Consider the following 13,414-nt stretch of genomic DNA (forward strand, 5'->3'; position numbering starts at 1 on the left):
ACGTCCCCGGACCGCCCCGTCGAATGCAGGCTATGTCTTTGTGAACGCGTGCACAAAGATGGTGTCCGATTTGCCCGGCCAACGTGACCGGGGTCACGCGTCCTCGGCGCATGCGCGGGGAACCGGCGCCGACGAGCCCGTGCTCCTTCGTTGTCGGGGGCAAAACCGCACACTCTCCTCACGAATCCCGCCCCCGAGATCTGGTCGCCGTCGATCCTAAGCGACTTTTGGGAAAACTTGGACTGCTCGGTCAGTTCCTCGTCAGTCTCCCGACAGCTCCCTGCGCAGCCGCTCCTCGTTCACGCGCCAGAAGGTGTGCTGCCGTCCGTCGACCAGGACCACGGGGACCTGCTCCCAGTACTGGTCGTGGAGCCGCCGATCCTCGGTGATGTCCCGCTTCTCCCACGGGACGCCGAGATCGCCGCACACCTTCTCGACGACGATCTGTGCCTCATCGCACAGATGACAGCCGGGCTTGCCGATCAAGGTCACGAGCCGGTCCTGCGGGGCGGGGCCCTTCCGGCGGAAGAGAGGACTCATGCCAGCCATTCTCGCGCGGCCCGCGCGCTCCGGCCGGGACTGCGGGGCCGGGGCCGTGACCGCCCCGTCCCGCGACGCGCCGCACGGCCCCTTTAACGACACGGTCGTGCGGAGTTCACGGCGTTCGAACCTCGTGGCTCCGGAACCACCGAACAGAATGGCTATGCTCACGCCATGGCCGCTCTCGGATGGCTCACCCCCCGTAGGCGCTCCGCCACGGCGCGGAGCGTGTTGGCAGGCGAGGCCTCGGCGGAGGCCGCCCGCAAGGACGTCTCCGCACAGGAACCGCAGTTCCCCGTGTACGGCGACGAACGCGCCGCCGCCTTCTTCGACCTCGACAACACCGTGATGCAGGGCGCCGCGCTGTTCCACTTCGGGCGGGGCCTGTACAAGCGGAAGTTCTTCGAGACGCGCGACCTGGTCCGGTTCGCCTGGCAGCAGGCGTGGTTCCGGCTGGCCGGCGTCGAGGACCCCGAGCACATGCAGGAGGCGCGCGACTCGGCGCTGTCGATCGTCCAGGGCCACCGCGTCTCCGAGCTGCAGTCGATCGGCGAGGAGATCTACGACGAGTACATGGCCGAGCGCATCTGGCCCGGCACCCGGGCGCTGGCCCAGGCCCACCTGGACGCCGGACAGAGGGTGTGGCTCGTCACGGCGGCCCCCGTGGAGATCGCCCAGGTCATCGCCCGCCGCCTCGGCCTGACGGGCGCGCTCGGCACGGTGGCCGAGTCGGTGGACGGCGTCTACACGGGCAAACTGGTCGGCGAACCGCTGCACGGCCCCGCCAAGGCGGAGGCGGTGCGGGCCCTGGCCATGGCGGAGGGGCTGGACCTCTCCCGCTGCGCCGCCTACAGCGACTCCCACAACGACATCCCGATGCTCTCCCTGGTCGGCCACCCCTACGCCATCAACCCCGACGCCAAGCTCCGCAGGCACGCCCGCGACCTGGACTGGCGCCTGCGCGACTACCGCACCGGCCGCAAGGCGGCCAAGGTCGGCATCCCCGCGGCGGCCGGGGTGGGCGCGGTGGCCGGCGGCACGGCGGCGGCGATCGCCCTGCACCGCCGCCGGCGCTAGCGCCGCGGACCCTCCCCCGGGACGACGCGACCCACCGGGGCGCCGTCACGTCCCGCCCCAGGGCCGGTCACCGTCGCGCCCGCTCGGGTCCGGGCTCGTTCCGGCCGTCCGCGCATTGTCCGCGCACCGCCACAACCCGTGCCGGACCGACCGGAAACTCGGACCGTTTCGATCAGCAACCGCTCACTCCGAGCAACTTGATCGAGCGTCAAACGGCTGGAGAAGCGACGGAATCGACGATTTGAGCAACTCGGTGTAGCAGCGCCTGTACGAAGCGTTATTCTCCTCAGACGCAAACCGGTACCCCTCCGTCGCTACGACGGGTGAACGGTCCCGCACTGCACGTGATGGAAGCTCTGCCTCTGGGAGTCCCGTGTACCCACACGTCGGGGTTGACGCCTCGGGCCTGGCTACGCTCCGCGCACTGGTCGCTACGGCTCAGGACCTGCTGCGCGACTTCGTCCCCACCGCGTACGCCGTCCCCGCCTTCGCCGCCGCTCCGGCGGGCCCGTGCTACGCACTGGCCGACGGCCTCGAGCAGGTGCCGGCGCGGAGCGCCGTCGTCGAGGGACGGCGGTCGGGCGACGGACGGGTCGCCGGCAGACGGGGACGCGCGGCCGCCACCGCCCGCCGGCCGGCCGCCGACAGCGACAGCGCCCGGATGATGGACCTCGTCGAACGGGCCCAGGCCGGTGAGGCCGACGCCTTCGGGCGGCTGTACGACCAGTACAGCGACACGGTCTACCGCTACATCTACTACCGCGTCGGCGGCAAGGCGACCGCCGAGGACCTCACCAGTGAGACGTTCCTGCGCGCCCTGCGCCGGATCGGCACCTTCACCTGGCAGGGCCGCGACTTCGGCGCCTGGCTCGTCACGATCGCCCGCAACCTCGTGGCCGACCACTTCAAGTCCAGCCGCTTCCGCCTCGAGGTCACCACCGGCGAGATGCTCGACGCCAACGAGGTCGAGCGCTCCCCGGAGGACTCCGTCCTCGAGTCCCTCTCCAACGCCGCGCTGCTGGACGCCGTGCGCCGGCTCAACCCGCAGCAGCAGGAGTGCGTCACGCTCCGCTTCCTCCAGGGCCTGTCCGTCGCCGAGACCGCGCGCGTCATGGGCAAGAACGAGGGCGCCATCAAGACCCTCCAGTACCGCGCCGTCCGCACCCTCGCCCGCCTCCTCCCGGAGGACGCGCGCTGATCCCGACTGCGGACGGCGACCCCAACTCACGCTCGGTGAAAGTCCGTTGACTTTCCCAAAGCGTCGTCGGCAGTCCGTAACCCAAGTGCCGCACCAGTCGTTGTGCGGGATACCGGCTCCCTGTGGTCACGCCCCGGCCGTCCCCACCCGATCGTGTGGACGTGGTCGCGGGCGTGCAACCCTCCGGACCCCAGGGGAGTCGACCGTCATGACGAGAGGAGGTGCCGCCAGTGATCGCGAACGTATCGGCGCACCGGCGGGCGAACGCCTTCGCCCAGGCCCTGGAGGAACAGTCCGACCGGGGCACGGCGGCCGAGCAGCCCGAAGGACCGGCTCCGGCCCCGGCAGCTGCGGACCAGACCGAGCAGGGCCGCATCCTGGCCCTCGCGACGAGTCTCGCCGAGCTGCCCAGGCCGGAGCTCGACCCCGAGGTCAAGGTCGTCCAGCGCGCCCAGTTGGTCGCCGCGATGGAGGCCATGCTGCAGGCGGGCACCGCGGGCGAGGCCACGAACCCGGCAGTGCCGGGGCAGCGGTCGCACCGGGCGCGGGGCGCCCACCGGGCGACCGGGCTGGGGAAGCTCCGACCGCGCACACGGCTCGCCAAGGGCCTCACCGCGGGCGGCCTCAGCATCGGCGTGGCCGCGGGCGCCTTCGGCGGCGTCGCCGCCGCGAGCTCCGACGCCCTGCCCGGTGACTCGCTCTACGGGCTCAAGCGCGGCATCGAGGACTTCAAGCTCCACTACCTCGCCGAGGGCGACAACGAGCGCGGCGAGGCCTATCTCGACCAGGCCTCCACCCGGCTCAGCGAGGCCCGCCGGCTCATGGAGCGCGACCGCGGCGGCGCCCAGCTCGACCACGAGTCCGTCGGCGAGATCCGCCGTGCCCTGTCCGGCATGCGCCACGACGCCGCGGAGGGCCACCGGCTGCTCCACGAGGCGTACGAGCGCGACCCGGACTCCCTGGGCCCCATCCAGGCCCTGTCCACCTTCTCGCGCTCCCACCGCGACGCGTGGGGCGCCCTGCGCGACAGGCTCCCGGTCCAGCTCGGCGACGTCAGCCGGGAGGTCTCGTCGGTCTTCGACGCCATAGACCAGGAGGTCGCCCCGTTGCAGTCCCTCCTCCCGCGGCCCCCGGCCCGGGGCGAGGACGACGACAGCGGGCAGAGCACCGGCCCGGCGTCCCCCGGCGCCTCGGGCACCGGCCGCTCCACCGCCCCCAGCACCGGCGCCGGCCCCTCCGGCACCGACCGGACCGGCGGCGCCGGCGGCAGCCCGAGCAGGTCGTCCTCCACCGGCCCCGACGACGACGGCCTGCTCGACGGCGACACCGGCGGCCTGCTCGACCCGCCCCAGGACGCGGGCAGCGCCTCCCCGTCCACGAGCAGGTCCGGCGCCGGCGAACCGGACGTCACCCTCCCGCCCCTCCTCCCCGGCCTCCTGCCGGGCCTCGGCATCGACGGCCAGGACACGGACTGACGACCACCGCCCCGACCCCACGGCGGTGGGGGGCACCCTTCCCCCGGAAGGACGCCCCCACCGCCGTACGCGCCCCGAACCGCCCCCGTCAGAAGAACACCGACCGCCGCTGCACCAGCAGCTCGGCCCCTCCCGTCCGCCGTCCTCGCACCGCTTCGCGGGCTTCGCACAGCTGCGCCGGACTCCGTCCGCCGGCTCGCCTCACCGAGCTCCGGACCAGCGGGCCGCCCCCGTCAGAAGAACACCGACCGCCGCTGCACCAGCAGCTTGTACAGCGTGTGCTGGATCTGCTCACGGACCTGGTCCGTCAGGTTGAACATCAGCATCGGGTCCTCCGCCGCCTCCGGCGGATACCCGTCCGTCGCGATCGGTTCCCCGAACTGGATCGTCCACTTCGTCGGCAACGGGATCGCGCCCAACGGGCCCAGCCAGGGGAACGTCGGCGTCAGCGGGAAGTACGGGAAGCCCAGCACCCGCGCCAGCGTCTTCGCGTTGCCGATCATCGGGTAGATCTCCTCCGCCCCGACGATCGAGCAGGGGATGATCGGGGCGCCCTGGCGCAGCGCCGTGGAGACGAAACCGCCCCGGCCGAACCGCTGGAGCTTGTAGCGCTCGCTGAAGGGCTTCCCGATGCCCTTGAAGCCCTCCGGCATCACCCCGACCAGTTCTCCCTGGTCCAGGAGCCGTTCGGCGTCCTCGGCGCAGGCGAGGGTGTGCCCGAGCTTGCGGGCCAGCTCGTTCACGACGGGCAGCACGAAGACGAGGTCGGCGGCCAGCAGCCGCAGATGGCGGCCCGCCGGATGGTGGTCGTGGACGGCGACCTGCATCATCAGCCCGTCCAGCGGCAGCGTCCCGGAGTGGTTGGCCACGATCAGCGCGCCGCCCTCGGCCGGGATGTTCTCGACGCCCTTCACCTCGACCCGGAAGTACTTCTCGTACACCGGCCGCAGCAGCGACATCAGGACCTGGTCGGTGAGCTCCTCGTCGTAGCCGAAGTCGTCGACCTCGTAGTCGCCCGTCAGCCGGCGCCGCAGGAAGGCGAGACCGCCCGCGAGGCGCCGCTCCAGGCCGCCGGCGTCGTCCCCCGGCCGCCGTGGCGGCCGTTCCTCCCCGGTACCGGTCACAGGATCATCGTCCTGTGGGGCCGCCCGGGTGGGCAGGGGCTGCACCTCGCCGACCTCACCGATCTCACGGACCGGCGCCGGCTCTCCGTCCTTGCGCCGGCTCCCCGTGCTCCGGCGCCGCGGCGGCCGCTGCGCGGCGCCCCCACGGGACCGGTCGTCGTCGAACGGAATGACCTTGGCGTCCGCCATCGTTGATGCGCTCCTCAGTTGGCGCTCTGCGTCGGAGGGTTGCCGCCTCCCGCGAGGGGCAGCGCGGCGATCCGGTCGACGGCCCCCGCGAGGGCCTCGGGGGGCAGGAGACCCGGCCCCTGACTGCGTGCGAAGTCCGCGAAGGTCTCCGCGGTCGTGTACCTGGGCGTGAAGCCCAGCGTGTCGCGCATCTGGTCCGTCGCCACGACCCGGCCGTGGGTGAGCAACCGGATCTGCTCGGGCGAGAAGTCCGACATACCCAGCGTACGGACCAGGGAGCCCGCCCACGTGACGGCGGGCAGCAGCAGCGGGACCGTGGGCCGTCCGAGCCGCCGCGAGCACTGTGACAGCAGCAGGACGCCGTCCCCGGCGATGTTGAAGGTGCCGCTGTTGAGCGTGCCCCGCGCCGGCTCGTGGGAGCCGATCCGCAGCACCTCGATCACGTCGTCCTCGTGCACGAACTGCAGCCGGGGGTCGTAGCCGAGCACTGTCGGCAGCACCGGCAGCGAGAAGTAGGAGGCGAGCGGCGTCTCGGCGGCCGGCCCGAGGATGTTGGCGAACCGCAGCACGCAGACGGCCACATCGGGCCGGCGCCGGGCGAAGCCGCGCACGTACCCTTCGACCTCGCAGATGTCCTTGGCGAAGCCCCCGCTGGGCAGCGACTTGGCCGGCGTGGTCTCGGTGAACACGGCGGGATCCCGGGACGCGGACCCGTAGACGTTCGTACTGGACTTCACCACCAGCCGCTTCACGCCGGGCGACTTCTGGCAGGCGCCGAGCAGCTGCATCGTCCCGATGACGTTGGTCTCCTTGACCGTGGTCCGGCTGCCGCTGCCCAGCGCGGTGGCCGTCACGTCCAGGTGGACGACGGTGTCGGCGCCGGTCTCGGCGAGCACCCGCGCGATGGTGGGCTGCCGGATGTCGGCCTGGATGAAGTCGGCCCCGCCGAGATGGTGCTCGGGCCGCACGGCGTCCACCGCGATCACCCGGCCGACCTCCGGGTCACGCTGGATCCGTCGTACGAACCGGCCCCCCAGCTGACGGGCCACTCCGGTCACGAGCACCACCTTGCCCATGATCAGCGCCTTCCTTCCGCCCTGGTACCGCCCGGCTGTCGCACCTGCTCGCCACCCTGCCGCGTTCCCCGTCCGCGGGCCAACTTAGCGGGCCGGTGTTGCGCTGTGATGACCGCCCGACGCGCGAAGTGACGGAACGAGCCGGTCGCGGGACCGGACCGGCCGCCGTGCCCGTCCCGGTACCCGCACAGTGTTCAGCCCTCCGCACACGCCCCGGACATGCGTGTGGCCCCCCACCGTCACACAGTGGGGGGCCACACCACGCTTTCGCGGCTCGCGTCGCGCGAACTTACTTCTTGTTGCGACGCTGAACGCGCGTGCGCTTGAGCAGCTTGCGGTGCTTCTTCTTGGCCATCCGCTTGCGCCGCTTCTTGATAACAGAGCCCACGACTACCCTCGCTCACTTCTCATCACTCGGTGCTGGGCGCCATGGGCCCATACGACCTACGAGGGGCTAGCCTACCCGCCCGAGCGCTGAGGTCGTAATCGAGGGGCGGAGGGACCCGGAAGTGCCCTGCGGTCGGGTCCCCCCGGTCGCGCCGTCAGGCGGTTTCCACCCCCACGTAGCTCTCGCGGAGGTACTCGTGAACCGCGTTCTCCGGGACGCGGAAGGACCTTCCCACCCGGATCGCGGGCAGATGACCGCTGTGCACCAGCCGGTACACGGTCATCTTCGACACTCGCATCACCGAGGCGACTTCCGCCACGGTAAGGAACTGAACCTCGCTCAGAGGCCTCTGGTCAGCAGCCATGACACACCTGAACCTTCCGCACTCGACTCGTCGGCCACCGGCTTCCCCTTCCGGTGACTCTTCGTCGCTGCGTGCTCACTCCCCAATGTAGGGGCGGGTGATGCGAGTGGGGAAGAGGTGCACCCATCGGCGGCCTACCGTGACAGACACGCCCGATTGAGTACGTAGCGGGCCAGCGGCCGGTAGTAACCGGACCGCACCCCGTCATCAAGTGGAACGACGACGGACACCGACCCCTCGGCCTCCCCCACGAACGGCGCGGGATCGTCGGTGTCCGCCAGTCCCATCGCCTCGAACCCCAGCTGACCTGCGCCGCAGACCCACCCGTGGTCCCCGATCACCAGCTCCGGCAACGGCCCGCCGGCCTCCGCGGCCGCCGCGAGCGCCAGCCGAACCGGGAGCGGCGAGTGGGTGTGCACGCCGGTCGCACCACCGGGGCGCCCGGCCCCGGGTTCCCGCACCAACGCGACACCTTGTACGTAGTCCAGGTTGTACGTGCGTAGGCCGAACCGGGTCGTTATGTCGACAGAGCGACCCTGCGCGGGAGTGAGGACACCACAGCCGGCCGCCGACAAAGCGTCCGCGAGCCCGGCGTAGAACCCGAGCAGCCGATGCGGGTGCCCGGTCCCCAGGAGCACCGCGGCACCGCTCCGGGCGGCCTCTGCGAGCCGCTCCGCGAAGGCGTCCAGCGCGGCCAGGGTCCGCTCGGGATCGATCACATCATGCCCTGAAACGTTCCTGGGGTCGGCCGAAACCCCACATCTGTCCGCCATCAACGCGACCAGGTCCCGCACCCCCCATGCCCGTTCGGGATCGAGCCCGATCAACACCCGGGGATCCCGGGAGGCGAAGAGCCGGTAGCTCCGAAGGCTCTCCTCCCGGGTGGTGGCCACCACCCCGGCCAGCCCGGCGGCCAGCAGATGGGCCCGGAGGGCCGCGGTACTCAGCACGGCCCGATGGTGCGGCAGCCGGGCGGGGGCTGTCCCGCGAACCCGCGAAGAGCGCACGGTCGGCGTAAGGGGAACGACGAACGGCCCCGGGACCCGCCGGGCGGTTCCGTCCGGACCCGCCGGTCGCCGGTCCGGACGGAACCGCCTAGCGCGCCCGGCGCGCCGTGTTCCCGCGCCCGTCGGGCCACAGGCGCGGCTTCCGCTTGGCCGCGATGTCCTCGACCCAGCCGGTCGCCATGATCATCACCCCGATGAGGGGCCAGACCAGGACGAACATCCACAGCATGTACGTGGAGTCGAGGAAGCCCGTGGCGCCGCCGCTCTCCATGAAGGGCAGTCCGTACAGCGTGTCGATGACCGGGACGGTGGCCATGATCAGCATGTTGTGCCACAGGTAGATGGTGACGGCGCGGTTGTTGGACAGGGTGATCAGCCGGTCCCAGCGGGCCAGCCCGCGCGGGAGCTCCTGCCACGAGGGCGAGTACTGGAGCAGGATCACCACGAACCCGAAGGACCAGGTCGCCTGGGCCAGCGGGATGTCGTTGAGGTCCCAGCCGTCCGGCCCCAGGTGCCCCGAGGCCCACCACAGGCCGAAGGCCATGACGAGCGCCGAGCAGGAGACCGCGACGTAGCGCGGGATCCGCGCGAGCAGCCCGTCCTGGTGGGCGAAGCCCAGCACCCAGCAGCTGCCGTAGACCGCGAAGTCGGTGACCGCGTTGCCGGTCTCGCCGGGTATGGACACGACCCCCGTGCCCACCACCGCCGTCAGCGCCAGCGGCGCGAGCAGCGTGACCCAGGGCGCCCTGCGGAACGCCCGGAGCAGCAGCGGCGAGGCGAGCACGAACCACAGGTAGGCCCGCAGGTACCACAGCACACCGGCCGCCTGCACCGCCCAGGTGTTCTCCAGCACGCCGGACTTGGAGCCGATGCTCCAGGGGAACGGCGGCGCACCGAGCGGGACCACGTAGTTGAACAGTTCGACGATGCCCAGGGTGCCCCCGTGGTCGGGGTCCTCCAGCGGGTTCCAGCCCCCGGCGAACAGCAGGGTCAGCACGGCCGCGCCGAACACCCACAGCGGGGGCAGGAGCCGCCGGACACGGCTGCGGATCACGCCCGGCGCGGGACGCTTCAGCGAGCGCGCCATCAGCGAGCCCGCCAGGGCGAACATGACGCCCATGGACGGGAACAGCACGGTCAGCCAGGCCCAGCCGAACAGGTGGTAGACGACCACGCGGACCAGGGCGACGGTGCGCAGCAGGTCGAGGTAGCGGTCACGGCCCGGCTTCTTCGCCGCGGTCGCGGCCCCGGCCTCGGGCGCCGCGGCCGGTTCCGGGAAGGCGCTCGTGATCCGCTGCTGGGGGACGACGGGCGCCGGCGCCCGCTCGGCGCCCGCGTCCGTCCCGGTCGAGTAACCCTGGGTCATGCGACAGGCCTCCGATCGTCGGTGTCACCGGTGTGCTGCCGCGGTGCCGGGCCGCCCGGCGCCTCGACGACACCGGTGCGGCGCAGCTTCTGCCAGCGCAGCCGGCCGCCGGTGAGGGCGGTGATCCAGGACTGGAGCAGGACGACGTACATCAGCTGGCGGTAGAGGATCTGCTGGAGGGGCAGCGAGATCAGGTGGGTCATGCGTTCGCGGTCGAGCCGGAAGGCGTAGGCCGCGCACACCGCCTGGACGGCGAGCACGCCCAGCCAGGCCCCGATCGTCTTCTGCGTGGGCCCGAAGACCACCCCGTAGAGGAGGAAGACGTCGATGAGCGGCGCCAGCAGCGGGGCCACGACCATGAAGAGCGAGACGAACGGCAGCCCGACCCGGCCGAAGCGGCCCGAGGGACCGCGCTCGACGACCGCCCGGCGGTGCTTCCAGATCGCCTGCATGGTGCCGTACGACCACCGGTAGCGCTGGGACCACAGCTGCTGCACGGACTCCGGGGCCTCGGTCCAGGCGCGGGCCTTCTCGGCGTAGACCACCTTCCAGCCGTCGCGGTGCAGGGCCATGGTGATGTCGGTGTCCTCGGCGAGGGTGTCGTCGCTCATGCCGCCGACCCGCTCCAGCGCCGAGCGACGGAAGGCGCCGACCGCGCCCGGGATGGTCGGCATGCAGCCCAGGACGTCGTACATCCGGCGGTCCAGGTTGAAGCCCATCACGTACTCGATGTGCTGCCAGGCGCCGATCAGCGAGTCCCGGTTGCCGACCTTGGCGTTGCCGGCCACGGCGCCGACCCTCGGGTCGCCGAAGGGCTGCACCAGCTCGCGGACGGTGGACGGCTCGAACACGGTGTCACCGTCCATCATCACGATGAGGTCGTGCCGGGCGTTGGCGATGCCCCGGTTGAGGGCCGCGGGCTTGCCGGCGTTCGCCTGGCGGACGACCCGCACGTTCGGCAGGCCCAGGTCCTCCACGATCCGGGCGGTGCCGTCGGAGGAGCCGTCGTCGACGACGAGCACCTCGACGGGGTGCTCGCTCGCCATCAGCGAGCGGACCGTGTTCTCGATGCACTTGGCCTCGTTGTACGCCGGGACCAGCACCGACACCGGTTCGGTGACCGGCGGGCCCCAGCTGAACCCGGGCGCCCGCACCCTGCGGGAGTGCAGGGCGGACAGCAGCAGCATCAGCACGAACCGGCCGATGACCAGGACACCGATCGCCGCGAGGCCGACCACCAGCACACCGGTGATGTTCTCGGCGGCCCCGACCAGGAAGACCCAGGCCTTGCCCTTCCACAGGTCGAGGCCGGTGACCTCGGTGTGCGCGCTGGGCGCGCCGAGGGCGTCGGTGAGGTTGTCGAACTCGTAGCCCCGGGACTGGAGGTCGGGCAGGAACCGGTCCAGCGCCTCGACGGTCTGGTGGCGGTCGCCGCCGGAGTCGTGCATCAGGACGATCGCGCCCTCGCCGTTCCGGGGCGTGGCGCGCCTGATGATCTCCTCGACGCCGGGCTTCTTCCAGTCCTCGCTGTCGGTGTTGTTGACGACGGTGAGGTAGCCGCGCGAGCCGATGTACTCGGTGACCGGCCAGGACTTGTCGTCCATCGCGTCGGCGAAGGACGAGTACGGCGGCCGGAACAGCGAGGTGCGGATGCCCGCGGCGCCGGCCAGGGCGAGCTGGTTCTGCGACAGCTCCCAGTCGATGCGCTTCTTCGACTGGAAGGACAGGTCGGGGTGGTTGAAGGTGTGCAGGCCGACCTCGTGGCCCTCGTCGACCATCCGCCGGACCAGGTCGGGGTAGCGGGAGGCCATGGTGCCGGTGACGAAGAAGACCGCGTGGGCGTGGTGCTTCTCGAGCACGTCCAGGACCTTGGGCGTCCACTCCGGGTCGGGGCCGTCGTCGAAGGTCAGGACCAGGCGGTGGTCGGGCACCTCCCGGCTGGCGGTGCGGCCGCCGCGGGTGTCGATGACCGGGCCGCCGTCCAGGATCTCGTCGGGCACCCCGTCGGCGGACGCCTCGGGCTGGATGCGGTGGTCGGCCAGGATCTCGCTGTGCACGTAACCGCGCAGCATCAGCATCGCCATCATGGCGACCAGGACGACGGTGGGCAGCATCAGGCGCATCGGGACGCGGCGGCGCCGGACGGCGCCGTCACGGGCCGCGGCGGCCCGGCGACGGCGAGCGGGAAGTGCCATCGGAAGGTGTGCTCCAGGGACGGGAGGAAGAGCGGGCTGCGGGGGGAGCGGGTTCAGAAGAGGGACGACAGGAGGCCCGTGTCGCCGGTGCCGTCGCCCCCGCCGGTGTCGGTGCCGGTGCCGGTGCCGTCGTCGGCGGTCGGCGAGGGGGCGCCGCCGCTGTCGGACTGGCTCGCCTCGGGCGCGGGCGCGGACGGGTCCGGGGTGGTGGGGCTGGAGGCGGTCGCCGTGGCGGCGGGCTTCCGGGTCGTCGTCCCGGTGGAGGCCTCGGGCGGCGCGGACGCCTCCGGCCGACCGGGGTCGGTGCTCGCGCCGGACGCGTCGGCGGCGCCGGCCGTGGCCGCGGTCGACGCGGAGGGGGCCGACGGTCCCGCGCTCGGCGCGGCGTCGGCCGAGCCCGAGGGGCTCGGCGCGGCCGAGGGCTCGGAGGAGGTCTCGACCTGCTCGACGGGCGTGCCGTCGGCCTGCCCCGGCAGGGGCAGCCACGGCGCGCTGGAGTTGCCGGAGACGAGGGTGGCCACGATCACGAGGGCGTACACGGAGCAGGCGATGCCGACGGCCGCTCCCAGCCTGCGCAGCCGACGGCTGCGGCGGCCCGACTCGTCGACGAAGACGGGCTTTCCGGCGCCGTCCTGGGACTCGGGGCCGCCCTCTACGGACGCCGGGTCGACGCTCGCGAGCTGAACCGTCAGTTCGTGCGGGTCGTGGACGGCTCGGGCCGGACCGGCGTTCGCGGGGTCCGGGAGGAGCGCGGCGCCGGCGGGCAGGGTGGCCGTCGCCTCGGTGCGCGCGGATCCGGGTCCGTCCACGGCCTCCCAGAAGCTCCGGGCTCGCGCCTTCCTCGGCTGCGTGCCGGTGCGGTGCCCGCCGGACACGGAGTCATCGGTCGCGGATGCGCCGCCCGCTTCCTTCGGTTGGGCGTCATCCAGCCAATTTTCCACTTGCCCACCCCCCACGGGACCGCTGCGGGATGCGCAGACGGTGCCCAGCACACGCCGACCGGACCAGGCCCCCACCTGCTCCGCGCGCCCCCAGATAGTTGATTCTTTGATCAGTGACTATAACTCATGTGGGGGAAGCGAGGAATTTGTGTCAGAAGTGTGAAGACGGTGGCTCCATGGGCGTGACTGAAAACGATCCTCGCACGTCGACCCCTCACGAAAAGCATCGGTCTCACGGAATGGGATGACGTTCACAGGTGGCGCATAGGTGACGGCTCGGCGGTTCCTCCCACGAGCCGCTTACGGGACATATCCCCACCGGTGGGCGCGACGGAGCCGCGGCCGGCCCGTTCGACCCGCCGGGCGCACCGGGTGACGGCGGCCGGCCCGTTCGACCCGCCGGGCGCACCGGGTGACGGCGGCCGGCCCGTTCGACCCGCCGGGCGCACCGGGTGACGGCGGCCGGCCCGTTCG

Annotated in this window: 12 protein-coding genes; 3 read left to right on the forward strand and 9 right to left on the reverse strand. The window is 72.1% G+C overall.

Annotated elements, in window-relative coordinates:
• Positions 1–261: 261 nt before the first annotated feature.
• Positions 262–549 carry a glutaredoxin family protein gene (locus ACH4F6_RS24145; RefSeq protein ID WP_397962382.1) on the reverse strand — a complete coding sequence of 96 codons (288 nt, stop codon included), beginning with the start codon at positions 547–549 and terminating at the stop codon, positions 262–264.
• Between the two features lie 165 nt (positions 550–714).
• On the opposite strand from ACH4F6_RS24145, the gene ACH4F6_RS24150 reads away from it, so the two are divergent.
• The 3 genes from ACH4F6_RS24150 to ACH4F6_RS24160 all read left to right on the forward strand — a co-directional run bounded on the left by ACH4F6_RS24150 (position 715) and on the right by ACH4F6_RS24160 (position 4,290).
• Complete coding sequence (locus ACH4F6_RS24150) at positions 715–1,617, forward strand: HAD family hydrolase (protein ID WP_397962383.1); 903 nt, start codon at positions 715–717, stop codon at positions 1,615–1,617.
• 373 nt (positions 1,618–1,990) lie between these two features.
• Positions 1,991–2,815, forward strand: a complete 825-nt coding sequence (locus tag ACH4F6_RS24155) for an ECF subfamily RNA polymerase sigma factor, BldN family (protein ID WP_397962384.1) — start codon at positions 1,991–1,993, stop codon at positions 2,813–2,815.
• A gap of 230 nt (positions 2,816–3,045) precedes the next feature.
• Positions 3,046–4,290 carry a DUF5667 domain-containing protein gene (locus ACH4F6_RS24160; protein WP_397962385.1) on the forward strand — a complete coding sequence of 415 codons (1,245 nt, stop codon included), beginning with the start codon at positions 3,046–3,048 and terminating at the stop codon, positions 4,288–4,290.
• Between the two features lie 233 nt (positions 4,291–4,523).
• Here the strand turns inward: ACH4F6_RS24160 and ACH4F6_RS24165 are convergent, their stop codons facing one another.
• The 8 genes from ACH4F6_RS24165 to ACH4F6_RS24200 all read right to left on the reverse strand — a co-directional run bounded on the left by ACH4F6_RS24165 (position 4,524) and on the right by ACH4F6_RS24200 (position 12,808).
• A complete protein-coding gene (locus tag ACH4F6_RS24165) occupies positions 4,524–5,603 on the reverse strand; it encodes a lysophospholipid acyltransferase family protein (RefSeq protein WP_397962386.1) in 1,080 nt (359 codons plus the stop codon).
• Positions 5,604–5,617: 14 nt separating this feature from the next.
• Complete coding sequence (locus tag ACH4F6_RS24170) at positions 5,618–6,679, reverse strand: NAD-dependent epimerase/dehydratase family protein (RefSeq protein ID WP_397962387.1); 1,062 nt, start codon at positions 6,677–6,679, stop codon at positions 5,618–5,620.
• A gap of 289 nt (positions 6,680–6,968) precedes the next feature.
• Positions 6,969–7,067 carry a 30S ribosomal protein bS22 gene (locus ACH4F6_RS24175; RefSeq protein WP_003948845.1) on the reverse strand — a complete coding sequence of 33 codons (99 nt, stop codon included), beginning with the start codon at positions 7,065–7,067 and terminating at the stop codon, positions 6,969–6,971.
• 154 nt (positions 7,068–7,221) lie between these two features.
• Positions 7,222–7,431, reverse strand: a complete 210-nt coding sequence (locus ACH4F6_RS24180; RefSeq protein WP_162655568.1) for a helix-turn-helix domain-containing protein — start codon at positions 7,429–7,431, stop codon at positions 7,222–7,224.
• A gap of 134 nt (positions 7,432–7,565) precedes the next feature.
• Positions 7,566–8,381, reverse strand: a complete 816-nt coding sequence (locus tag ACH4F6_RS24185; RefSeq protein WP_397962388.1) for a phosphatase — start codon at positions 8,379–8,381, stop codon at positions 7,566–7,568.
• A gap of 145 nt (positions 8,382–8,526) precedes the next feature.
• Positions 8,527–9,804, reverse strand: a complete 1,278-nt coding sequence (locus tag ACH4F6_RS24190; RefSeq protein ID WP_397962389.1) for an acyltransferase — start codon at positions 9,802–9,804, stop codon at positions 8,527–8,529.
• A complete protein-coding gene (locus ACH4F6_RS24195) occupies positions 9,801–11,999 on the reverse strand; it encodes a glycosyltransferase (RefSeq protein WP_397962390.1) in 2,199 nt (732 codons plus the stop codon). Before ACH4F6_RS24195 ends, ACH4F6_RS24190 begins: the two co-directional genes overlap by 4 nt.
• A 53-nt stretch (positions 12,000–12,052) precedes the next feature.
• Positions 12,053–12,808 carry a hypothetical protein gene (locus tag ACH4F6_RS24200; protein WP_397962391.1) on the reverse strand — a complete coding sequence of 252 codons (756 nt, stop codon included), beginning with the start codon at positions 12,806–12,808 and terminating at the stop codon, positions 12,053–12,055.
• Positions 12,809–13,414: the final 606 nt, after the last annotated feature.

Origin of the sequence: Streptomyces sp. NPDC017936 (genome assembly GCF_044328485.1) — a bacterium.
Taxonomy (GTDB): Bacteria; Actinomycetota; Actinomycetes; order Streptomycetales; family Streptomycetaceae; genus Streptomyces.